Here is a 23,512-nt window from a genome sequence, read left to right as displayed (position 1 = left end):
TGTGATGGGGAAGACGCCGATTGTCGTGGCCTGCCTGCTGATGGGGGCGATAGGGAGCGCGGCCCGCGCGGAGCAGGTCGTGAGCATTGCATTGTCCGGACCGCTGACGGGACCGCAGGCGGTCAGCGGCAAGGACGACGAGAATGGCCTGCGGCTTGCGATCGAGGGGCTCAACCGGAATCCGGTGGTGGTCGGCGGCCAGCCGGTCCGGTTCAGGTTGTTGTCGGAGGACGACCAGGCCGATCCGAAGACGGGCGTACAGGTCGCGCAGCGCCTGCTCGACCAGGGGCCTGCCGTGTTCATGGGGCCGCAGAACTCGGGGGTGGCGATTCCTGTGGCGCGCCTCACGAGCGCCGCGAGCGTGCCGATGCTGTCGGTGGCGTCGAATCCCCAACTGACGAAGCTCGGCTACCGGAACATCTTCAGAACGGGCGCGACCGACCGGACGCTGGGCGCATCGATGGCGACCTTCGCGGTGGAACGGCTGCAGGCGCGGACGGCCGCCGTCGTCGACGATCGCACGGCCTACGGTCAGGGGCTGGCCGACGAGTTCGTCGCGCAGGCGAAGCGCCTCGGGCTCGCGATCGTCGCGCGCGAATTCACGCATGCGCAGGCGAGCGATTTCATGGGCGTGCTCACGACGATCAAGGGCCGGAAGCCGGACGTGATCTTCTTCGGCGGCTACACGCCACAGGGCGCGCCGATGGCCCAGCAGATGGCGCAGCGCGGCGTGACCGCGAAGCTGCTGGGCGGGGATGGCATCTGCGCCGACGACATGGGCAGGATCGCCCGCGACGCGTCGGCGAATGTCTTTTGCGCGATGAGCGGGACGGGGCTCGCGGCCACGCCGGCGGGGCGCGACTATGCCGCGCGTTATCGGAAGCGTTTCGGCAGTGACCCGCAGGCTTATGGGATCACGTACTACGATGCCATGATGCTGGTCGCGCACACGATGGCGGCGGCGCAGACCGTCGAGCCCGCGAAGCTCCTGCCCGCCTTGCGCGCCGGGTCGTATCGGGGTGTCGCGGCGACCTATGCGTTCACGCCCGAAGGCGAACTGGCGCAGGCGCCGACGACGGTGTTCACGTTCCGGGACCAGCGGCTGGTTCCGGTCGAATGATCAACCGGCCGGCGGCGCGCGCGGTTGCGTGCCGTCCGTCGGCCGGATCTGAAGGAGCGATCGCATGAAGACGTTTTCGACCGTCGAGCTGCACACCGCGGGGGAACCCTTTCGTCTCGTCACGGAGGGGCTGCCGCGCATTCCCGGCGCGACCATCGTGGAACGGCGGCGCTGGTTGCGCGCGCACGCGGATCCGTTGCGGCGCGCACTGATGCACGAGCCGCGCGGACATGCCGACATGTACGGGGCCTACCTGACCGAGCCGGTCAGCGCGCACGCGGATTTCGGCGTGATTTTTATCCATAACGAGGGATACAGCGATCACTGCGGTCACGGCGTGATCGCGCTGGCGACGGCGGCCGTCGCGCTGGGCTGGGTGACGCGCGTCGCACCGGAGACGCGCGTCGGCATCGACGCGCCGTGCGGGTTCATCGAGGCGTTCGTGCAGTGGGATGGCGAGCGCGTCGGCGCGGTGCGCTTCATCAACGTGCCTTCGTTCATCTGGCAGCGCGATGTGACGGTGCGCACGCCGTCGTTCGGCGCGGTGACGGGCGATATCGCGTTTGGCGGGGCGTTTTATTTTTATGTGGACGGGCGCGCGCATGGGCTGCCGATCCGCGAATCCGCGCTGGGCGGCCTCGTGCGCTTCGGCGCGGAGGTCAAGGCGGCCGCCAATGCGACGTTCACGCTCGCGCATCCGGAGATGCCGGACCTCAACCACATCTACGGCACGATCATCGACGGCGAGCCGCGTCATCCGGGCTCGACGCAGGCGAACTGCTGCGTGTTCGCGGACAGGGAAGTCGACCGTTCGCCGACCGGGTCGGGCACGGCGGGGCGCGTGGCGCAGCTTTATCTGAGGGGGCGTCTTGCGCGCGGCGAGACGCTGGTCAACGAATCGATCATCGGCACGGTGTTCAAGGGGCGCGTGATGAGCGAGACGACGGTGGCGGGGAGGCCGGCCGTGATTCCGGAGATCGAGGGGCGGGCGGCGATCTGCGGCCACGCGCGCTGGACCATCGACGAGGACGATCCGCTTGGTTATGGGTTTTTGCTGCGATGAGCGCGGGCTGCGTGCGTATGCGCTGAATAGCGAAAAAGCCGCTGAAGAAATAAATGGTGCCCAGGAGAGGACTCGAACCTCCACGGTGTTGCCACCGCTAGGACCTGAACCTAGTGCGTCTACCAATTCCGCCACCTGGGCACGTCTTGCATCAATCAAGCAAGACCGCAATTGTATATGAGTGATGGAACATGTCAACAGTATTTTAGGGTGAGACCACAAAAAACTTGGCAAGGGCATATGCGGCGTTGATCACGGAGGTTCCGGCGGGCGTTCCCGTGCAATCGCCGAGGCGAGGGCGGGGCGGCGGTAACCGATCCCATTGGCCGCGAGGATCGGCGGACGCGCGCCATGCCGTGCTCGCGCGGACTTCCCGTGTTCAGGCGTAAGGCGTGCCGGCCAGGGCCGCGTTCAGGCCGGCGCTGCCCTGGTCGACCAGGGCCAGAAAGGTCGCTTCGGCTTGCGCCGCATCCTGCCCGTCCCGAAAGGCGCGATGCGCTTCGATGAGCGCGACGGTCCATGTCGCGAGCAGCAACCCGGCCGCCAGATGCGCTGCAGGATCGCCGGGCGCCCGTCCGACGCACTCGGTCAGCGCCGCCGCGACGGTTTGCGCGATCTCGCCGCGGATCGCGCGGGCCCGGGCCTTGAGGGTTTCACTGCCTTCGATCGTCGCCACGAAGCCCTGGCTTTCGGGCGAGAAACGCACATAAGGGCTGCGCTCGGCCACGAGCCGATGCGCGAGCAGGCGCAGCACCTCGATCGGCGCGACCCGCGGGTCGCGCGCCCGCAGCGTTTCGAGCAGAACCGCACGGCCTTCCTCGTCGCGATCGAAGAACATGTCCTCCTTGCGCGGGAAGTGATTGAACACGGTCATCCGGCCGACGTCGGCGGCGGCCGCGATCTCGTCCACCGTGACGTGCTCGAAGCCCCGTTCGAGAAAAAGCCGGGTCGCGACATTGGAGATGCCTTGCCGCGTGGCGAGGCGCTTACGGGATCGACGATCAGGTGGCATTGACATGGCGCTGACGATAGCATAGTTTGTATACTCAGTACATATTTTGATTAAGTATATGAACGAGACGATCGACGTGGTGATTGTGGGCGCGGGGCCGGTCGGACTGTTGACCGCGATCGAACTGACCCTGGGCGGTGCACGTGTGCTGGTGCTGGAGCGTCTGGCCGCCGCGAGCCGGGCCATGAAGGCCTTGTCGCTCGGCGCGCTGGGATGCGAAGCGCTGGCGCGGCGTGGCATGACGGAGGCGATCGCCTCCGCCGAGGCGCGCAGCATGGCGACGATGGAGGCGTTCGCGGCGCAAAGCGGGGTGGATCTGCGCAGTCGCGCGTCGAAGTTCAGCGGTCATTTCGCGGGCCTGGCCTTGATCCGCAGGGATGCGCAAAAAGAGCCGCAGCGGCGCGGGCGGGCCGTGGATCAGCCCGACCTCGAAGCCATGCTGGCCGACCGTGCGCGGTCGCTCGGGATCGAGGTGCGGCGCGCATGCGAGGTCACGCGCCTCGCGCAGCGGGCGGACGGCGTCGAGGTGGCGTGGTCCGCTCCGGCAGGCGGCGGCCGGGCGCACTGCGCCTATCTCGTCGGCTGCGACGGCGGGCGCAGCCTCGTGCGCAAGCTCGCCGGTTTCGATTTCCCCGGCACCGCGCCCACGATGACCTTCTATCAGGCCGTCGCCGAGATCGATCCGCCCGGATGCCTGCCGTCGTTCGGCTGGTATCGCACAACCGGTGGCGTATTCGCCTATGGGCCGCTCCCAGGGCGCTTGTTCATGCTGGACTTCAGCGGTCCCCCGGCGGATCGGCAGGCAAGCGTCACGCGCGAGGAAATCGAGGCGGTCCTGCGCCGCGTCAGCGGCGTCGACGTCCGGGTGAATGCGCTCGAAAGCGGGAGCCGATGGGCGGACAACACGCGGCTCGTCGACCGCTACCGCCGGGACCGCGTGCTGCTTGCCGGCGATGCGGCGCATGTCCATTCGCCGTTCGGCGGCCAGGGCCTGAGCCTCGGTCTCGGCGATGCGGCGAACCTCGGCTGGAAGCTCGCCGCCGTCATTCGCGGCGAGCAGCCGGACAGCCTGCTCGATACCTATACGAGCGAGCGCCGGCCGGTGGCCGAGGCCGTGATGGCGAACACGCTGGCCCAGGTCGCCATCCTGCGGCCGGATCCGCAGGCCGGCGCGATGCGGGACCTGATGGCGCACCTCATGCAATTCGATGAGGTCAATCGTTTTGTCGGCGAGATGATGAGCGGCCTGTCCACCCGCTACGATCTCGGGTCGGCGCTCGACGAGGTCGGGCGTTCGATCGGCGACCGGCCGATCGAACGGGGCGACGGTGAGGGTTCGCTCTACGCGCTCATGCAGGACGGCCGCGGCGTCTTTCTCGATGCGTCGCTGGACGGGGCGGCGTCCGGACGTGTTGCGGCCGCGACCGGACGGGTGCGTTGCATCGCCGTCGAGCGGGGGGCGTCGATGCTGATCCGCCCCGATGCCTGCGTCGCCTGGGCCGGCGACGAGAACGACATGGACGGGCTGGAGGCCGCGCTTCGTCGCTGGTTCGGTTCGCCCGCGGTCACGGCGTGAGCGGTTCACCCGGCGGGCGAACGCCTCGTGGTGGCCGCCGGGCGAGGTCCCTGCGCACGTCACGCGACCGGATCGACCTCGATCTCGGCGGCAGGCGCGAGCGCGCGCTCGGCCAGGACGACGCAGTCATCGCTCGCGGTGCGCTCGATCCGTGCCTCGACCTGATAGGCGCGCCGCACGTGCTCGACCTGCAGCACCTCGGCCGGGCTGCCGCAGGCGAGCAGGCCGTGCGGCCCCAGCAGCGCCATCCGGTCGCAGAAACGCGACGCGAGGTTCAGGTCGTGCATCGCGACCAGCACGATCGCGCCGCGCCGCCGCGCCGCGTCGCGCATCGCTTCGAGCGCGAGCAATTGCCAGCGCAGGTCGAGCGCGCTCGTCGGTTCGTCGAGCAGCAGCAAGGGCGTGTGACGGATCAGCACCTGCGCGAGCCCGACCATCTGACGCTGGCCGCCCGACAGCTGGTCGAGCGACTTCATCGCGAGCGGATGCAGGTGCAATTGCGCGAACACCGCTTGCACGCGCGCATCGTGCTCGTGCTCGCCCAGGCCGCCGCAAGTGGCGCGCAACGCGCCGCTCACGGCTTCGTAGACGAGCAGCGACGAGGCTTGGGGCAGGCTTTGCGGCAGGTAGCCGACGCAGCGCAGATGGTCGCGCCGTGCGCAGCGCAGCAGGTCGGTCGGCCCGAGCATCGCCTCGCCGCGCGCGGGGAGCAGGCGCGCCAGCGCGCGCAACAGCGTGGATTTTCCGACGCCGTTCGGGCCGAGCACGGCGACCATGCAGCCCGGCGCGATGGGCGGCAGCGCGAGGCGCTCGACGATCGTGCGCGCGCCGTACGCGACGCTGACGCCGGCGATGCGCAGTGTGGGGTCGACGTTATGCATCGCGCCTCCGGCGTCGGGTGATCAGCAGCATGAACAGCGGCACGCCGACGAGCGCGGTGATGATGCCGATCGGCAGCACGACGCCGCTGATCAGCGTCTTGCTCAGGATCGACGCGCCCGACACCATGATGGCGCCGGCCAGGACGCTGCCCGGCAGGTAGTAGCGATGATCCTCGCCGACCAGGAGGCGCGACATGTGCGGGCCGACCAGCCCGACGAAGCCGATGGTGCCGACGAACGACAGCGCGGTGGCCGACAGCAGGCTGATGCGCACGAGCGTCAGGAGCCGCAGCCGCTCGACCGCGATGCCCATGCTGCGCGCCTGTTCCTCGCCGGCGCGCAGCGCCGTCATGGTCCAGACCTGGGTGCCCGACCAGAGTCCGCACAGCGCGAGCACGCACGACAGGATCGCGATCTTGCTCCAGCTCGCGCGGGCTAGGCTGCCCATGCTCCAGAACACGATCTGCTGGAGCGCGTTGCTGTCCGCGATGAACTGGAGCAGCCAGAGCAGGGCCTCGAAGCTGAACATCAGGCCGATGCCGAACAGGACGACGGTCTCGGTGGTCGCGCCGTGCCGCCACGCGAGCCAGATGATGAGCAGCGTCGCGCCGACCGCGCAGCCGAACGCGCCGAGCGACAGCGCGAGGTTCTCGTTCCACAGCACGAGCTGCCAGCCGCTGATCACGACGAGCGACGCGCCGACGCTCGCGGCGGCCGACAGGCCGAGCGTGAACGGGCTCGCGAGCGGGTTGTTCAGCACGGTCTGCATTTCCGCGCCGGCCAGGCCGAGCGCGCTGCCCACGAGCACGGCGAGTACCGCGTAGGGCAGCCGCACGTCCCACAGGATCACGTGTTGTTCGAGCGCCAGCCGTTCCGGATGCAGCAGGCCGGCGACGAGGTCGCGCAGCGGGAACGGCGAGGGGCCGGTCGCGAGATCCGTGGCGAACAGCGCGGCGAGCGTGACCGCGAGCAGGCCCAGCGCGGCGAGGCGCCGCAGCGCGACGGCGCGATAGCGGCCGCGCAGCGAGCGCTGCGCGGCGACGGCGGGCGCGCTCATGCCGATGCCTCCGTAGGGGCGCAGGCGACGCCGAGCGCGAGCGCCGCGCTGCGCGGCATCACGCCGCCGTGGTCTTCGCCGTCGAGCAGGCGGAACGTCGCCCGCAGCTGAGGCACGCGCTGCAGGCTCCGCACGAGTTCGCGCGCGGAGCTGACCTGCCGGCGCTCGGCCTGGCGCCGCGCGCGTTCCGGATCGGGATGCGGCGCGCCTTCCTCGAGACCGCCTGCGGTCACGAGCACGGTGGTCGGGGCGGCGAGCGGCGCGGCCTGCTCGATGAAGCGGTCGCGGTAGGGCAGCAAGGCGCGCTCGCCCCACCAGATCGACGGGCTCGCCGCGACATGGCGGCTGAACAGCGCGGGGCGCGTGAACAGTGCGTACAGCGTGAACAGTCCGCCGTACGAATGGCCGAACAGCGTCTGGCGATGCGGATCGAGCGACGCCTGCCGGGCGAGCCAGGGGCGCAGCCCGTGTTCGAGGAAATCGAGCAGGGCATCCGCGCGCGGGCGGCCGGCGTGCGGCGCGAGCGTGTAGTCGTCGGTGCGCGCGTCCATGTCGTAGGCGGCATCGGTGGCGTAGCCGAGGCCGACCACGATGGGCGGCGCGCCCCGCAGCGCGCCGGGGCGCGCGGCGTACTGGCGCGCGAGCGGCGCGAGGAGCGGGAACGACGCATTGCCGTCGAGCGCGTACAGCACGGGATAGCCCTCGGGCGGCGCGGGCTGCTCGGGCAGCGCCACGAAGATGCGCCGCATGCGGCCGTCGAACGCGATGTCGAACTGATGGCTGCCGGGGATCGTCACGGGGCGGGCGGCGCTCAGCCCGGGCCAGTCGCCGGTGCCGGCTGAGCGCGGCAGGGACGCCGCGGGCGCGATGCAGCCGGACAGGGCGCCCGCGCTCGCGAGCAGCAGCGCGCGGCGCGTCGGATGGACGGGATGCGGCATCTCAGCGCCCGACGCTCGTCCAGTATTCGCCTTGCAGCGCGATCGGCTGGAAGCGGCGATACATCTCTTCCTGCGTGCGGCGCGGATCGAGATCGGCGAACAGATCGGGATGCAGCCACTTGGCCATCGCCTGCACCGCCACGACGTTGAACGGCGAATTGTAGAAGTGATGCCAGACCGCATGGGCGCGGCCCTCGCGCACGGCGCGCAGCGACGCGATCTTCGGCCGCTGCAGCACGTGTTCGAGCGAGCGCCGCGCGACGTCGGCCGGGACGCCCGCGCCGAGCGCGATGCGTTGCGGCGCGCTCTGCACGGTCTGCATCGAGCCGACCGCGGTGCCGATGTAGACGTCGGGCTGCTTGGCGAGCAGGAATTCCGGATTGAGCGTGCCGTGCTCGCCCGGGATCAGCGGCTTCGCGATGTTGTTGCCGCCCGCCGCGTCGAGCAGGCGCCCGAGCATGCCCGTCATCGTGTCGCAGCAGCCGCTCGACAGGCCGACCCGGCTTTCGAGGAACACGGTGGGGGCGGGCGCCTTTGCCTGCTTCAGGCGCTGCTGGACGAGATCGAGCTGCTGCTGCCAATAGGTGTTGAACGCCGCCGCCTGCTTGGGCGCGCCGAACACCTGGCCGAGCAGGGTCATGCTGCGCGGCGTGTTGCCGAGCGGGTCGTGACGGAAATCGACGAACACGATCGCGACGCCGGCCGCCTCGAGCCGCGCGAGTGTTTCGCGATCCCGCTCGCTGGGGCCGTGGCCGCCGCCGAGCCCGAAGATCGCCACTTGCGGCCGCAGCGCGAGCGCGCGTTCGTCGCTGAAGCTGCCCGACTGCGAACGCCCGATGCGCGGTACGTCCTTCAGATGCGGAAAGCGGGCCTGCCATTGCGCGTAGCCGGCCGCGTCGAGTTGTTCGAAATCACCCATCATGCCGACGAGGCGGCGGCTCGGATCGCCGCTTTCGACGATCGCGAGCGCGGGCAGCATGCGGCCCTCGCCGAGCAGCACCCGGTCGACGCGGTCGGGAATCTTGACGGTGCGGCCCGCCAGGTCGGTAACGGCGACGTCCGCGTGGGCCGCGGCCTGGAGGAACAGGCTGCCCAGCATCCACGCGCAGGCCGCCAGCCAAAATTTGCTTGTCTTTATCACGCCAATCCCGATACGATAAATGATAATGATTCGCATTTTATTTTAACCGGACAAGCGTGTCGCAGCGATGCGCTTTTGTTTGGCAAAACAACGAAATGATTTGCGCCAGCCCTATTGACGGGCGCGGCGCGAACGTAGCCGGGGGCTGGAAAAATGGGTGTGCAACGGGAAATCAACGGGAACCACGAGCCGGGCCATGCCGCGCATGTCGCGAAGCTGCGCGAGGTGCGGCCGGGCTTGAGGGTGCATGCGGACGACGCGATGGACGAATTCGATGCGACGGTGTCCGGGCAGTGTTCGCCCGGGCTGCATCTGGTGCTGTTGCTGGAGGGGCGGCTCGACGTGTCGTACGGCGACCGGCGCGTGGTCCTGGCCACCGCGGCGCGGCGCGGCGCGGCCGAGCGCTCGCAGTCGTTCCTCGTCAATGCGGTCGAGCCCGAGATCTTCCGGCGCCGGATCAGCAAGGGCGGTTATGCGCGCCGGCTGAGCCTCGGCATGTCGGGCGAGTGGCTGCGGCACCTGCAGGCCGCGAGCCACGCGGCGATGCCCGAGCGGCTCGGCTCGCTCCTGTCCGGGCATCTGTCGATCGAATTCTGGCGACCGACGCCGCGCGCGATGGCGCTCGCGGAACAGATCGTCCGTCCGCCCGCCTACGCGCCGATGCTGCAGGCGATCTATCTCGAGGGGCGCGTGCTCGACCTGCTGGCCGAAGCCTTCTCGTCGCTGCAGATCGAGGCGGTCGCGCCGGCCGCGGAGCGGGACGCGCCGCTCGACTCGCGCGCTTACCGGCGCATGGCGGAATTGCGCGTGTTCCTGGGCAGCGACGCCGCGCACGCGATGTCGCTCGACGACATCGCGCGCCACGCCGGCATGAACGCGAACGCGATGCAGCGGCAGTTCCGCCGCGCCTACGGCACCACCATCTTCGATTTCCTGCGCGAGCAGAGCCTGCAGCGCGCGCGGCTCGCGCTCGAGCAGGACGCGATCAGCGTCAAGCAGGCGGCGGCGCTCGCGGGCTACACGAGCGCCGCCAATTTCGCGACCGCCTACAAGCGCCGCTTCGGCGTGACGCCGAAACTCGCGCGCAGCAGCGGGCGGCACTGAACGGCGCGGCTTACGGCAAACAAATTCGTTTCTTACGCAAACATTCCGGCTGCTTTCATCTTCGATAATGTAAATGAGAATCAATTTTATTTATCGTTATCGAAAGCACCGTCATGTCGAATCATGTCTCAAGCTTTGCCTTGAAGCCGGCCGTCGTGGCCGGCTTGTGCGCGCTCGGTGCGTCGGGCGTCGCCGCGCAGGCGGCCGATCCGGCGCTGCCTGACCACGCGCTCGGCACCGTCGTCGTGACGGCCAGCCAGCGCGAGCAGGCGATCAAGGACGCGCCCGCCAGTATTTCCGTCATCACCCGCGAGGACATCGAGGCGAAGCCGTACACCTCGGTCGCCGAGATCGTCGGCAAGGTGGAGGGCGTGAGCGTGGTCGGCGCCACGCCGAACGACCAGGACATCTCGATTCGCGGGATGCCGGGCGAATACACGCTGATCCTCGTCGACGGCCGCCGCCAGAACACCCGCGAGACCATGAATCGCGGTTCGTCGGGTGTGCAGGCCAGCCTGCTGCCGCCGCTCAGCGCGATCGAGCGCATCGAGGTCGTGCGCGGCCCGATGTCGTCGATGTACGGCGCGGATGCGATGGGCGGCGTGATCAACATCATCACCCGCAAGGTGCCGAAGAAGTGGGGCGGCACGGTCACCGCCGGCAGCGTCTGGCAGCTGGAGTCGGATCAGGGCGATACGCAGAGCGTCGATTTCTGGGTGGGCGGTCCGCTCAAGGCCGATGTGCTCGGCCTGCAGGTGTCGGGCCGCGCGCTGCATCGCGGCGAGGACCACATCTACTATCCGCTCAGCGCGACGGGCGGCGCGAACGGCCAGCGCATCGGCAGCTTCGACGTGAAGCTGACCGCCAAGCCGGCGCGCAACCAGGATCTCAGCATCAATGCGGGCCGCGAGCAGCTCACCTACCTGAGCACGCCCGGCGAGAGCATCGCGCCCGTCACGCCGCGCACGCTCGCGACGACCGTGACCGAGACGCGCCACGTGCGCGACTACTGGGGCATCACGCACAACGGTCGCTGGGACTTCGGCCAGTCGACGCTGTCGCTGTACGGCGAGCGCGGCACGCAGGACCAATGGACGTCGCTCGCGCGTTCGCCGATCAAGCCGGCGATCACCGATACGGTGCTCGAGGGCAAGCTCGAGGTGCCGTGGTGGGGCGAGCGCAACATCCTGACGGTGGGCGGGCAGCATATCTGGTCGAGGCTGTCGGGCGCGGGCATGCAGGACGCGGTGCCGAAGGGGTACGCGGGGAACTCGGACAGCATCAAGCGCAATGCCTGGGCGCTGTTCGGCGAGAACGACTATTTCTTCAACAGCCGCTTCACGCTGACGACCGGCGTGCGGCTCGACCACGACGAGCGCTACGGCAGCCATGTGAGCCCGCGCGTGTACGGCGTCTACAAGCTGACGCCGACGGTGACGGTGCGCGGCGGCGTGTCGACCGGCTTCAAGCCGCCGACGCTGCGCCAGAGCACGGCCGGCTACTGCATGACCTCGGGCGGCGCGGCGGGCGCGGTGGCGGGCACGCTGTGCGGCAATCCGGCGCTGAAGCCCGAGACCAGCCTGACGGAAGAGCTGGGCGTGCGCTACGACAGCGGCGAGAGCCACGCGAGCCTCACGCTGTTCAACAACCTGTTCAAGAACAAGGTGGTCAGCTACGACACGGGCGTCGCCGACAGTCGTTCGCCCGGCCGCAACATCTATGTGTACGACAACGTCGATCGCGTGAAGCTGTACGGGCTGGAACTTGGCGCGGGCACGCGCGTCGCGAAGCAGTTCCGGATCTCGGGCACCTACACGCTGACGCAGTCGCGGCGCGAGGGCAGCGGCGAGCGCGCGTTCAACGGCGGGTCGCTGAACGGCTATCCGCTCGACAAGACGCCGCGGCACAAGTTCAACGTGGAGCTGGGCTGGACGCCCACGCCGCAGCTGGATCTGTACGCGGACATCAATTACATCGGCAACGAATACTGGGCGGCGTTCCGCAACGGTGCGCAAGGCGTGCGCGAGCGGCCGTCGACCACGACCTTCGATCTCGGCGGCCGCTACCGGATCTCGAAGCATTTCTCGCTCAACGTCGCGCTGCTCAACGTCACGAACCGGATGGTGCCGGTGGACGACCGCAGCCGGGCGAGCGGGTTGAGCGGCAACTGGCTCGTGGATCAGGGGCGCCGCGTCGCAGTCAGCCTGACGGCGGAGATGTGACGCGTCCGCCGGCCGCTGTTCGGGGCAACCGGCAGCGGTCGGCAGGGCGGGCGATTCCATCCCGGTGAATTTCATTTTTTTGGAGGTGCATGGCATGAACGCCGTATCCGATATGCCTTTTTCATTGGCAGAACTGAATATAGACGATGACTATCATCCCGCGACGCCGCTTTTTCTCGCGACGCCCGCGCATGTGCTGTTGGCGCGGGACGTCGTCGCGGAGGTCCCGCACTCGGATGCGCCGCTCGGCGAGCGTGTGCGGCAGGCGCTGACGCGCGCGCGCGAATCCGGGCATGCGGACGCCGCCGTGGTCGGCGCCGTGCCGTTCGATGTCGAGCGGCCGGCGGCGCTGCGGGTGGCGCGCTCGCTGGCGCGCGCGCGGCCTGCCGTCACCGCGGCCGCGGCCGCGCAGCCGGCGGGCGCCGGCCGCTACCGCACGCGGCCGGTGCCCGCCGGCAACGATTACGCGGCAGGGGTCGCGCGGGCGGTCTCGAACATCCGCGCGGGCCATCTCGACAAGGTCGTGCTGGCGCGCACGCTGGAGCTGACGGGCGAGGCGCCGGTCGATGCGCGCGCGCTGCTGGCGCGTCTCGCGGCGCGCAATCCGCATGGCTATACGTTCTCGGTCGATCTGGGCGGCGGGCGGACCTTGCTCGGCGCGAGCCCCGAACTGCTGGTCAGCCGCTTTCAGGGCGTGGTGCGGGCCAATCCGCTGGCCGGCTCCGCGCCGCGCAGCAGCGACCCCATCGAGGACCGGCGGCGCGCCGAGGCCTTGCTCGAATCCGCGAAGGACCTGGACGAGCATCGCGTCGTGGTCGACGCGGTGCGCGATGCGCTCGCGCCGCTCTGCCGCACCCTGCATGTGCCGGCGCGGCCGTCGCTGGTCCATACGCAGACGATGTGGCATCTGTCCACGGAAGTGACGGGCGAAACGGACGCCGACGCGCTGACGCTCGCGCTCGCGCTGCATCCGACCCCGGCCGTCTGCGGCTACCCGCGCAGCGTCGCGCGCGAACTGATCCTGCAGACCGAGCCGTTCGACCGGGGCTTCTACACCGGGATGCTGGGCTGGGTCGACACGCGCGGCGACGGCGAATGGATCGTCACGATCCGTTGCGCGGAAGCGGAAGGCGCGGCCTTGCGCCTGTTCGCCGGCGCGGGCGTGGTCGGCGATTCACTGCCGGACAGCGAACTGGCCGAAACGAGCGCGAAGTTCCGCACGATGCTCGACGCGATGGGCGTCGCGCACGGCGCGGCGGACCAGCAGGAGGCGGCATGACGCTGGCGCTCGGCACGCCGTGGCCCACCGCTTGCGCGGACGCGTATCGACGCAAGGGCTATTGGCAGGGGCAGTCGTTCGATCAATGGCTCGCGCAGCAGGTCGAGCGTTTCGGCGCGCGCACCGCGCTCGTGCACGGCGGGACCCGCTGGAGCTACCGGCGGCTGGCCGACGAGGCGGAGCGGCTGGCGCGCGGCTTCGTGTCGCTCGGCATCGGGCCGCGTGATCGCGTCGTCGTGCAGTTGCCGAACCGGGTCGAGTTCTTCGCGGTCGTGTTCGCGCTGTTCCGGATCGGCGCGCTGCCGGTGTTCGCGTTGCCCGCGCATCGGCGCCAGGAGATCGGCTACTTCTGCCGTCATGCGGAGGCCGTCGCCTACGTGGCGGCCGATTGCCACGACGGCTTCGACTATCGCGCGCTCGCGACCGAGGTGCGGGCCGAGGCGCCGACCCTCGCGCACGTGCTGATCGTCGGCGAGGCGGGCGAGCACCGCGCGCTCGACAGCCTGCGCGACGCGCACGCGCCGCTGCCCGCGAGTCCGACGGCGGGCGAGGTCGCGTTTTTGCAGTTGTCGGGCGGCAGCACGGGCACGCCGAAGCTGATTCCGCGCACGCACGACGATTACCTGTACAGCGTGCGCGAAAGCGCGCGCATCTGCGGGCTGGACGAACGCAGCGTCTATCTGTGCGTGCTGCCCGCCGCGCACAACTATGCGCTCAGCTCGCCGGGCTCGTTCGGCGTGCTGCATGCGGGCGGCACCGTCGTGCTGTGCGACGGCGGCAGCCCCGAGGCGGCGTTCGGGCTGATCGCGCGCGAACGGGTGACGATCACCGCGCTGGTTCCGCCGCTCGTGCCGGTCTGGCTGTCGGCCGCGGCGCGCGGGCCGGCCGCGCTGACGAGCCTGCGGCTCGTGCAGGTCGGCGGCGCGCGCTTCGACGAGACGCTCGCGCGACGCGTCGACACCATGTTGGGCGCGCGCCTGCAGCAGGTGTTCGGGATGGCCGAGGGGCTCGTCAACTACACGCGGCTCGACGACCCGCGCGAGGTCGTCGCGCAGACCCAGGGCCGGCCGATTTCGCCGGACGACGAGATCCGCATCGTCGACGACGAGGACCGGCCGGTCGCGCCGGGCGCGATCGGCAACCTGCTGACGCGCGGCCCCTACACGATTCGCGGCTATTACCGCGCGGAGGCGCACAACGCACGCGCGTTCACATCCGATGGGTTCTACCGGACGGGGGACCGGGTGCGCATGACGGAAGACGGCTATCTGGTCGTCGAGGGGCGCGCGAAGGACCAGATCAATCGCGGCGGCGAGAAGGTGTCGGCGGAAGAGGTCGAGCATCTGCTGATCGCGCATCCGGGCGTCGTCGATGCGGCGCTCGTCGCGATGCCGGATCCGTATCTCGGCGAGAAGAGCTGCGCCTACGTGATCCGCGCCGACGCGGCGTTGCGCGCGCCGACGCTGCTGGCATTCCTGCGCGAGCAGGGGATCGCCGCCTACAAGATCCCCGACCGGATCGAATTCGTCGACGTGTTTCCGAAGACCGCCGTCGGCAAAACCAACAAACAGGTGCTGCGCGCCGACATCGCGGCGCGCCTCGCCGCGTTCGAGCACGCGGCCGGGTGAGCGTCGGGCGGGCCGCGCCCGCGCTTGCCATTCCTACTTTTCCTTGTGACGACCATGGCTATTCCCAAGATCCTTTCCTATCCGATGCCCGCCGCGCTGCCCGAGAACCGGGTGTCGTGGCCGTTCGAGCCGCGTCGCGCGGCGCTGCTCGTGCACGACATGCAGGACTATTTCGTCGATTTCTACGATCGCGCCGCCGCGCCGATTCCCGAGCTGCTCGCCAACGTCGCGCGCTTGCTCGTGTTCGCGCGCGCAGCGGGGATGCCGGTGTACTACACCGCCCAGCTGCCGGAGCAGACCGCCGAGGCGCGCGCGCTGCTCAACGACATGTGGGGCCCGGGCCTCACCGCACACCCGGAGCGCGCGGCGATCTGCGAGGCGCTCGCGCCGCAGCCCGGCGACCAGGTGCTCGACAAGTGGCGCTACAGCGCCTTCCAGCGTTCGGCATTCGACCAGCTGCTGGGCGATGGCGGACGCGACCAGCTCGTGATCTGCGGCGTCTATGCGCATATCGGCTGCCTGATGACCGCGTGCGAAGCGTTCATGAAGGACATCCAGCCGTTCTTCGTCGCCGATGCGCTGGCCGATTTTTCCGCGCATGAGCACCAGATGGCGCTCGACTATGTCGCGCGCCGCTGCGGGATGGCCGTGCGCACGGCGGACCTGACCGACGCCGCCGCGCGCGACGCGGGCGCCGCGCCGAATTCGCTCGACGCGCTGACGGCCGAGGTTGCGCGCAGCCTGCGGGTCGCGGCAAGCGAGCTGCGCCCCGACGACAACCTGATGGATTGCGGACTGGACTCGGTGCGGCTGATGGCCTTCGTCGAGGCGTGGCGCGGCGCGGGGCGCGACGTCGAGTTCGTGCAGCTCGCGCAGACGCCGACGCTCGCTGCGTGGTGGGCGCTGCTGCGGCGTCCGGCCGCGGTGCCCGCGTGATCCGCGCCCGGGCGGAACGATTGTCCTCACCCTCTTTGCCAACCCTGATCCCCATGCTCGTCAGTACCGCTGAAATCACCGTGCCACAGGCCGACCGCGTGCTCTTCAAGATGTGCAAGCACTACGCAATCAAGGTGCCGGTCGTGTTCGACGACACGCGCGCCGCGATCGATTTTCCCTATGGCAAGTGCCACGTCACGCGCGCGGACGACCGGCTGAGCCTGCGCTGCGAGGCCGACTCGACGGACAAGCTGGAGCAGATCCAGTACGTGATGGACGAGCACCTGGCGCTGATGGCGCGCAACAAGCAGCTCGTGATCGATTGGCAACGCGGCTGACGGACGTGGCGCGCATGTTTTCCCTCTTACTTCGCGGATACCTGTCCCATGCAGCACATCACTGAACGTCTGCGCGCGACCTCGGCGCAATACGGCATCTGGGTCGCGCAGCAGGTCGATCCCGACGATCCGGGCTACCTGACGGCGGAAGCGATCGAACTGGACGGCGCGCTCGACGCGGCCGCGTTCACACAGGCCGTGCAAGCGGTGCTCGATTGTGCGGACAGCCTGCACATGCGCTTCGAATGGGGCGACGACACGCTCTGGCAATGCCGCGTGCCGGCCGCGGCGCAGGTGCCGCTGGTCGACCTCGGCGCGCACGCCGATCCGCGCGAGGCCGCGCTTGCCTGGATGCAGGCCGCGCTGGCGGTGCCGTGCGACGTCACCTCGGCGCCGCTGTATCGCACGGCGCTGCTGAAGCTCGGCCCCGCATGCCATTGGTGGTACCTGCAGGTGCACCACATCGCGCTCGACGGCTTCGGCTACAGCCTGGTCCAGCAGGCCGTCGCCGCGCGCTACAACGCACGGGCGACGGGCGTCGCGCCGCCGGCGCTGCCGGACTGGCGGATCGATCCGGTGGTGGCGGCGGAAGAGGCTTATCGGCGCAACGGCGGATTCGACCGCGACCAGGCATTCTGGCGCGAGCGGCTGCGCGACGTGCCCGCGCCGCTGCGGCTCGGGCCGCCGCAGCCGGCCGCGCCGACCGCGCTGCGCCAGACCTTGCAGTTCGACGTCGCGACGGTGGCGCGCTGGCGCGCGGCGGCCGAGGCGCTCGACGTGGACTGGGGCGCGTGGCTGCTGGGCGCGCTGGGCCTGTGGCTCGGCAAGACGGGCGGCCAGCGCGAGCTGACGCTGGGCCTGCCCGTGATGAACCGGCTCGGCACGCCGGCGCTCGCGGTGCCGTGCATGGCGATGAACATCGTGCCGATCAGCGTGCGCGTGCGCGAGGACGCGACGCCGCGCGCGCTGGCGGGCGAGATCGCGCGCGCGCTGCGCGAGATGCGCCCGCATCTGTATTACCGCTACGGCTGGATTCGCGGCGATCTGGGCCTGCTCGAACGCAACAAATTCCTGTTCAACCAGGCGGTCAACCTGATGCCGTTCGAGCGACAGGTCGCGTTCGCCGGCGTGACGAGCCGGATGCGCGCCGTCAGCGGCGGGCCGGTGAAGGATTTCAATCTCACGCTTGCCGTGCGCGAACGCACGTGGTGCCTGACGCTCGAGGCGAATCCGCACGCCTACGACCGCACCCGCCTGGCCGGGTTGGCGGCCAGCCTGTCGGACTGGCTGCACGCATTCGCCGCCCATCCGGCCGACGCGCCGCTCGCGGCGCTGCTCGACGGCCTTCCCGCGCCGTCGATCTGCGCGGGTGCGCCGCTCGCGACGCCGCCCGTCGACGTGCTGGCGTTGCTGCGGCAGGCTGCGGCGCGGACGCCGGCCCAGCTCGCGATCGAGTCGCCGGACGCGCGGCTCGACTACGGGACGCTGCTCGCGCGCGTCGAGGCGCTCGCCGCGGTGCTTGCGCAGCGCGGCGCGGGGGCGGGCCGCCGGATCGCGATCCTCGCGCCGCGCTCGCCGGATGCGGTGGTCGCGATGCTCGCGGTGCTGTGGGTGGGCGCGGCGTTCGTGCCGGTCGATCCGGACGGGCCCGCGCAGCGCACGGCGGCGATGCTGGCCGATGCGGCGCCCGACTGGGTGCTGACGCGCGCAGCCTGGCGGCGGCAGGCCGGCGCGCTGCCGGTGCTCGATCTCGACGAGGCGGCCGCCGCGCCGGCGCCGCGCGTCGCGTGCTGCGGCGCGCCGCCGGCGGACCAGCCCGCGTACCTGCTGTACACCTCGGGTTCGACGGGCGCGCCGAACGGCGTGCTGGTCGGGCGCGGCGCGCTCGCGCAGTTCGTCGCGAGCACGCGCGGACTGTATGAGGTCGAGCCGGCGGACCGGGTGCTGCAGTTCGCGCCGCTGCATTTCGACGCGAGCCTCGAGGAGATCTTCATCGCGCTATGCCACGGCGCGACGCTCGTGTTGCGCGACGACGCGATGCTCGATTCGGTCGCGTGCTTCGCCGAGGCGGTCGAGCGGCTCGCGATCACCGTGCTCGACTTGCCGACCGCTTACTGGCAGGTCGTCGCGCATGCACTGGAGACCGACGCGGCGCGACGTCTCGCGCGGGTGCGCCTGACGATCATCGGCGGCGAGGCGGCGTTGCCCGAGCGGGTCGCGCGCTGGCGCGAGCTGCTGCCCGCGCAGGTGCTGCTGAACACCTACGGGCCCACCGAAGCAACCATCATCGCGACCACGGCGCAGCTTGCCGGGCCGCGGCCCGACTGGACCCCGGGCGAACCCGTGCCGATCGGCGCGCCGCGTCCCGGGCTCTTCGCGCGGGTCGTCGACGAACGCCTGTATCCCGTCGCGGCCGGGCGGGTCGGCGAGCTGGTGCTGAGCGGTCCGGCGCTCGCGCTCGGATATCTGAACCGTCCCGAGCTGACCGCCGCGCGCTTCGTGAGCCTGCCCGACGGCGGCGAGCGCGGCTATCGCACCGGCGATCTCGCGCAATGGGAAGCGGGGCAGTTGCGGTTTCACGGGCGCATCGATCATCAGGTGAAGATCAGCGGCGTGCGGATCGAGCCGCTCGAAATCGAGAACCTGCTGCTCGGCATGCCCGGCGTGCGCGAAGCCGCGGTGGTGGCGCTCGCGCGCGGCGCGGGGCTGTACACGCTGGCTGCGTTCGTCGCGGGAACCGATGATGTGCAGGCGCTGCGCGCGCGGCTCGTCGAGGCGCTGCCGGCCGCGGCGATCCCCGACGTATGGCGCGTACTCGACCAACTGCCGCGCAATCCGAACGGCAAGACCGACCGCAAGGCGCTGCAGCAGGCGGCGCAGCCGGAGGCGCGCGCGGCGGAGGGCGCGGACGACGCGCAGGCGCCGCTCGAACGGCAGGTCATGCATGCGTGGCGGCAGGTGCTGGGCGATTTGCCGCTGACGCCGATGTCGAACTTCTTCGACCTGGGCGGCAAGTCGTTGCAGGCGATCCAGGCCGCCGCGCAGCTTTCGGTTGCATTGCGACGCGACGTGCCGGTGTCGCTGCTGTTCCGGCATGCGACCGTGCGCGCGCTGGCCGCCGCGCTGTCGACCCCGCTGCCGTATCGGGCGGGCGGGGCGGCCGAGCCGTTCGCGCCGTCGCTCGCGATCCAGCACGGGCCTGCCGGCGCGCCGTCGCTGATCTGTATTCATCCGGCCGACGGGCTCGCGTGGAGTTACCTGCGGCTTGCCCGGCACCTGCCCGACGTGACGGTGCACGGCTTGCAGCTGATGGTCGACGAAACCCGCGGCGCGGCCGATTTCGAGGCCCTGGTCGAGCACTACGTGCAGCGCGTGCGCGCGGTGCAGCCGGACGGCCCGTACCACCTGCTCGGGTGGTCGCTCGGCGGCGCGCTCGCGCACGGCGTGGCGGCGCGGCTTGCCGCGCAGGGGCGCGAGGTCGGCCTGCTCGCGCTGATGGACAGCTATCCGCCGCCCGCGTGGGCCGCACGGCCCCAGCCGGCGCTGCGCGATGCGCTGCAGATCCTGCTGACCGTCAACGGCGACTTCGATACCGCCGAGGCGACGGACGACACGCTGCGCCAGCGCCTGCTGCGCCCGACGAGCCCGTTCGCCGCGCTTGGGCCGGACGGACTCGACGCGTTCGTCGGCCAGACCCTGCGTCAGATGCGGCTGTTCCGCGCGAGCGCGACGCCCGCGTACGACGGCGAGCTGCTGCTGTTCCGCGCGGCGCGCAATCCCGCCGAGGCACCGGCGCCCGACAGCTGGCTGCCGCATGTGCGCCCGGGCCGCCTGCACTGCCGTGTGCTCGACTGTTCCCATGACGGCATGTCCGATCCCGCGCCGATGGCCGCGATCGGCGCCGAGCTGGTCGCGCGCCTGACGCGCGCGAACGGCGCTCAATAATCGATGGAGTGTTTGCTATGAATCGCATGACTGATGAATTTCCCGGCGCCGTGGCGGTGGTGAGCGGTGCGGCGCAGGGTATCGGCGCGGCCGTGGCGCGCGCGCTCGCCGCGCGCGGCGTGGCCGTCGCCGCGCTCGACATGCAGGCGGACGGGCTGGCGCGCCTCGCGGCCGAGGGCGCGGAAGCCGGGCAGCGCATCCAGCCGTATGTCCTCGATGTCTCGGACGGCGCGGCGGTACGCGCGACGATCGAACGGATCGAAGCCGAGCTGGGCCCGATCGGGATGCTCGCGAATGTCGCGGGCATCCTGCGGCTCGCGACCGTCGACACGCTCGACGACGACGCCTGGCTGCGCAGTTTCGCGGTCAACACACATGGCGTATTCCACCTGTCGCGCGCGGTCGCGCAGCGGATGACGCCGCGCCGCGCGGGCAGCATCGTGACGGTCGGCTCGAACGCGGCGCTCGTGCCGCGCATGCAGATGGCCGCGTATGCGGCGTCGAAGGCGGCCGCGCACCAGTTCACGCGCTGCCTCGGGCTCGAACTGGCCGGCCACGGGATCCGCTGCAACATCGTCGCGCCGGGCTCGACCGACACCGACATGCAGCGCCAGCTGTGGCGCGACGAGACCGGCGCGGCCGCGGTGATCGCGGGCTCGCTGCCCGCGTACCGGACCGGCATTCCGCTCGGCCGCATCGCGGCCCCCGACGATGTCGCGTCGGTCGTGCTGTTCATGCTGTCGAACGCCGCGCGGCACGTCACGCTGGACAGCGTGACCGTCGACGGCGGCGCGACCTTGGGCGCATGACGTGACCTACCCGAGGCAAGCAGCGATGAAGAATCTTGAGTTGTATCTGGATGACGGCGGCAGCGGCGCGGTATGCGCGCCGAGCCGAGCGGAGCGGGCGGGGCGCCAGCGTGTCGGCGCGCCGCTGCCGACGCCCGAGGCGCTGCGCGGCCGCCTGCCGGCGACGCCGGTCGTGCGGGCGAACGTCGACAGCGGGCGGCGGCAATTGCAGGCGATTCTCGAACGGCGCGATCCGCGCCGGATGGTGATCGTCGGGCCGTGCTCGATCCACGACCCCGATGCCGCGCGCGATTACGCGCGGCGGCTCGCGGGCCTCGCGCGGCGCGTGCGCGACGTGTTCTGCGTGGTGATGCGCGTGTACTTCGAGAAGCCGCGCACGACGGTGGGCTGGAAAGGGCTCATCAACGATCCGCGGCTCGACGGCAGCCACCGCATCGAGGAGGGGCTCGCGACCGCGCGCCAGTTGCTGCTCGACGTCAATACGCTCGGCCTGCCGGCGGCGATCGAGGCGCTCGATCTCGTGACGCCGCACTATCTCGGCGATCTCGTGAGCTGGGCCGCGATCGGCGCGCGGACCACCGAATCGCAGGTGCATCGCGAGATGGCCTCCGGGTTGCCGATGCCGGTCGGCTTCAAGAACGGCACCGACGGCGGGCTGGAGGTGGCGGTCCATGCATTGCAGAGCAGCCGGCGCGCGCATGCGTTCATCGGCATCGACCAACGCGGCGGGCCCGCGGTGCTGCATACCGAGGGCAATCCGCACGGCCATGTGGTGCTGCGCGGCGGCAACGACGGTCCGAACCACGACGCGGCGAGCGTGGCGGCGGCCGAGGCGGCGCTCGTCGCGCGCGATCTGCCGGCGAATCTCGTGGTCGACTGCTCGCACGCGAACTGCGCGAAGCAGCACGCGCTCCAGGTGGCGGTGCTCGACGACGTCGTCGAGCAGATCGGCGCGGGCAACCGGTCGATTCGCGGGGTGATGATCGAGAGCTTCATCGAGGCGGGCAACCAGCCGCTCGGGGCGGATCCGGCGTCGTTGCGCTACGGCTGCTCGATCACCGATCCGTGCCTCGGCTGGGATGCGACCGAAGCGGCCCTCGTGCAGGCGCGCGAACGCCTGCTCGCCCATTCGCGGCGCGCCGGCTGAGCCGCGCCCGCTTCACTTACCAGGAAATCCATGTCCACGACTTCTGTTGAATCCGCGCCAACCCTGAGCCGTTCCAGCCGGCAGTTGCGGCCGCTGCTGCTCGCGAACTTCGCGATGATGGCGGGCACCTATGCGTTCGTCGCGGTGGCGGGCCCGATGGCCCGCCTGATGCATCTGCAGGCCTGGCACGTCGGCTTCGTCATCGGCGTGGTCGGCCTCGTGTGGATCGCGACCTCGCAGCGCTGGGGACGCGCGGCCGACGTGCTCGGCCGGATTCCCGTGATGCGGATGGCGATCGTCGGCTTCAGCCTGTCCTTTCTGTGTCTCGCCGCTTACGTCGGATGGGCGTTGCGCGGCGGCGCGCAGCATCTGCCCGCGCTCGGGCTCAATCTCGCGGCGCTGCTGATCACGCGCGCGGCGATGGGGGGCTGGTTCGCGGGCCTGCCGGTCGGCGCGACCGCGTGGATTGCCGATCACACCGACGTCCGCTCGCGCGGGGCCGTGCTCGCGCGCTTCGGCGCGGCGGGCGCCGTCGGCATGGTGCTCGCGCCGCCGCTCGTCGGCTGGATCGGCCGTCATGACCTGGCCATCGCGCTGCTGGTGTTCGCCTTGCTGCCGCTGATCGGTCTGCCGGGGCTCGGCCGTCTGCACGATGCGAGCGCGCGGCAGGCGCGCCGCGCGCCGCCGGCGCGGCTGCGGGTCGGCGACGCACGGATCCGGGTGCCCTGGCTGAGCGCGCTCGCGCTCTACAGCGTCGTGATGATCGCGAACAGCGCGCTGGGCTTCTATGTCATCGATCGCCTGCAGGTGCCGGCGCGGGAGGCGGCCGCCGTGGCCGGCTATGCGCTCGGCAGCGCGGGGCTCGGCTTGATCGTCACCCAGGCGCTGGTCGGCCGCCTGCCGCGCGTCGCGCCGCTGCAATGGCTGCGCTGGGGCGCGCTCGTCGGCGCGCTCGGATTTGCATCGGTGCTGCTCGTCGAGCCGGCGCAGCCGGTCCTGATCGGCGTGAGCTATCTGGTGGCGGCGTTCGGGATGGGCGCGTCGTTCCCGGCGGTCGCGGCGCTGGCCAGCACGGCGGTGGAACCGGCCGAGCAGGGCGCATGCGCGGGCGCGATGTCGATGGCGCAGGGGGGCAGCATGGTGATCGCGCCGCTCGTCGGCAACGCGCTGTACGACCTGCAACCGGTCGTGCCGTACGCGCTGATCGGCGTGCTGCTGGTGATGGTGTTCTGCGCGACCTGGCTCAAGCGTCGCGCGCCGGCCGCCTGAGCGGTCGGCATGCGGGCGCGCGGCCGATCCGCGAGGATGGGTCGCGC

18 protein-coding genes and 1 tRNA gene are annotated in these 23,512 nt (G+C 70.7%); 13 read left to right on the top strand and 6 right to left on the bottom strand.

Annotated features, from left to right (window positions below; translation table 11 throughout):
- The first annotated feature begins 4 nt into the window (after positions 1–4).
- Together Bsp3421_RS22320 and lhpH are read left to right on the top strand one after the other, a co-directional pair.
- The gene (locus Bsp3421_RS22320) at positions 5–1,120 is read left to right on the top strand and encodes a branched-chain amino acid ABC transporter substrate-binding protein (protein ID WP_274003503.1); all 1,116 of its coding nucleotides are present in this window, start codon (positions 5–7) and stop codon (positions 1,118–1,120) included.
- Between the two features lie 64 nt (positions 1,121–1,184).
- Entirely contained in the window at positions 1,185–2,183 is a 999-nt protein-coding gene (lhpH, locus tag Bsp3421_RS22315; RefSeq protein WP_274003501.1) for a trans-3-hydroxy-L-proline dehydratase, read from the top strand.
- A 54-nt stretch (positions 2,184–2,237) separates the two neighbouring features.
- Here lhpH and Bsp3421_RS22310 read toward each other — a convergent pair.
- Together Bsp3421_RS22310 and Bsp3421_RS22305 are read right to left on the bottom strand one after the other, a co-directional pair.
- Positions 2,238–2,324 (bottom strand) — tRNA-Leu (locus Bsp3421_RS22310).
- 238 nt (positions 2,325–2,562) lie between these two features.
- Positions 2,563–3,195 carry a TetR/AcrR family transcriptional regulator gene (locus Bsp3421_RS22305; RefSeq protein WP_274003500.1) on the bottom strand — a complete coding sequence of 211 codons (633 nt, stop codon included), beginning with the start codon at positions 3,193–3,195 and terminating at the stop codon, positions 2,563–2,565.
- A 58-nt stretch (positions 3,196–3,253) separates the two neighbouring features.
- On the opposite strand from Bsp3421_RS22305, the gene Bsp3421_RS22300 reads away from it, so the two are divergent.
- Positions 3,254–4,771: an FAD-dependent oxidoreductase gene (locus Bsp3421_RS22300; protein WP_274003498.1), complete on the top strand. Its 1,518-nt coding sequence runs from the start codon at positions 3,254–3,256 to the stop codon at positions 4,769–4,771.
- A gap of 59 nt (positions 4,772–4,830) precedes the next feature.
- Here Bsp3421_RS22300 and Bsp3421_RS22295 read toward each other — a convergent pair whose 3' ends face one another.
- Genes Bsp3421_RS22295 through Bsp3421_RS22280 form a run of 4 tightly spaced genes read right to left on the bottom strand, consistent with a single transcriptional unit; the run spans position 4,831 to position 8,746 of the window.
- Positions 4,831–5,652, bottom strand: a complete 822-nt coding sequence (locus Bsp3421_RS22295; protein ID WP_274003496.1) for an ABC transporter ATP-binding protein — start codon at positions 5,650–5,652, stop codon at positions 4,831–4,833.
- Positions 5,645–6,709, bottom strand: coding sequence for a FecCD family ABC transporter permease (locus tag Bsp3421_RS22290; RefSeq protein ID WP_274003493.1), 1,065 nt, complete (start codon positions 6,707–6,709; stop codon positions 5,645–5,647). The genes Bsp3421_RS22295 and Bsp3421_RS22290 overlap by 8 nt, the downstream gene beginning before the upstream one ends.
- A complete protein-coding gene (locus Bsp3421_RS22285) occupies positions 6,706–7,647 on the bottom strand; it encodes an alpha/beta hydrolase (RefSeq protein ID WP_274003490.1) in 942 nt (313 codons plus the stop codon). The genes Bsp3421_RS22290 and Bsp3421_RS22285 overlap by 4 nt, the downstream gene beginning before the upstream one ends.
- A gap of 1 nt (position 7,648) precedes the next feature.
- Complete coding sequence (locus Bsp3421_RS22280) at positions 7,649–8,746, bottom strand: ABC transporter substrate-binding protein (protein WP_274004318.1); 1,098 nt, start codon at positions 8,744–8,746, stop codon at positions 7,649–7,651.
- A gap of 267 nt (positions 8,747–9,013) precedes the next feature.
- On the opposite strand from Bsp3421_RS22280, the gene Bsp3421_RS22275 reads away from it, so the two are divergent.
- The 10 genes from Bsp3421_RS22275 (at position 9,014) to Bsp3421_RS22230 (ending at position 23,465) form a co-directional block, all read left to right on the top strand.
- Entirely contained in the window at positions 9,014–9,892 is an 879-nt protein-coding gene (locus Bsp3421_RS22275; RefSeq protein ID WP_274004317.1) for a helix-turn-helix transcriptional regulator, read from the top strand.
- Positions 9,893–10,005: 113 nt separating this feature from the next.
- Positions 10,006–12,114, top strand: a complete 2,109-nt coding sequence (locus Bsp3421_RS22270) for a TonB-dependent receptor domain-containing protein (RefSeq protein ID WP_274003489.1) — start codon at positions 10,006–10,008, stop codon at positions 12,112–12,114.
- A gap of 94 nt (positions 12,115–12,208) precedes the next feature.
- Positions 12,209–13,393, top strand: a complete 1,185-nt coding sequence (locus Bsp3421_RS22265; protein WP_274003488.1) for an isochorismate synthase — start codon at positions 12,209–12,211, stop codon at positions 13,391–13,393.
- Complete coding sequence (locus tag Bsp3421_RS22260) at positions 13,390–15,021, top strand: (2,3-dihydroxybenzoyl)adenylate synthase (RefSeq protein WP_274003486.1); 1,632 nt, start codon at positions 13,390–13,392, stop codon at positions 15,019–15,021. Before Bsp3421_RS22265 ends, Bsp3421_RS22260 begins: the two co-directional genes overlap by 4 nt.
- Before the next feature lie 54 nt (positions 15,022–15,075).
- Complete coding sequence (locus Bsp3421_RS22255; RefSeq protein WP_274003485.1) at positions 15,076–15,957, top strand: isochorismatase family protein; 882 nt, start codon at positions 15,076–15,078, stop codon at positions 15,955–15,957.
- 53 nt (positions 15,958–16,010) lie between these two features.
- A complete protein-coding gene (locus tag Bsp3421_RS22250) occupies positions 16,011–16,295 on the top strand; it encodes a DUF2218 domain-containing protein (RefSeq protein ID WP_274003483.1) in 285 nt (94 codons plus the stop codon).
- 48 nt (positions 16,296–16,343) lie between these two features.
- Positions 16,344–20,240, top strand: coding sequence for an amino acid adenylation domain-containing protein (locus Bsp3421_RS22245; RefSeq protein WP_274003482.1), 3,897 nt, complete (start codon positions 16,344–16,346; stop codon positions 20,238–20,240).
- A gap of 26 nt (positions 20,241–20,266) precedes the next feature.
- Positions 20,267–21,049 (top strand): 2,3-dihydro-2,3-dihydroxybenzoate dehydrogenase, encoded by a 783-nt coding sequence (locus Bsp3421_RS22240; protein WP_337995316.1) that lies wholly within the window; start codon positions 20,267–20,269, stop codon positions 21,047–21,049.
- Between the two features lie 25 nt (positions 21,050–21,074).
- Complete coding sequence (locus tag Bsp3421_RS22235) at positions 21,075–22,196, top strand: 3-deoxy-7-phosphoheptulonate synthase (protein ID WP_274003478.1); 1,122 nt, start codon at positions 21,075–21,077, stop codon at positions 22,194–22,196.
- Between the two features lie 30 nt (positions 22,197–22,226).
- Positions 22,227–23,465, top strand: coding sequence for an MFS transporter (locus Bsp3421_RS22230; RefSeq protein WP_274003476.1), 1,239 nt, complete (start codon positions 22,227–22,229; stop codon positions 23,463–23,465).
- The last annotated feature ends 47 nt before the right edge of the window (positions 23,466–23,512 follow it).

The organism is Burkholderia sp. FERM BP-3421, assembly GCF_028657905.1.
In the GTDB taxonomy this organism is placed as follows: Bacteria; Pseudomonadota; Gammaproteobacteria; order Burkholderiales; family Burkholderiaceae; genus Burkholderia.
This window is presented reverse-complemented; position numbering and strand designations above follow the sequence as displayed.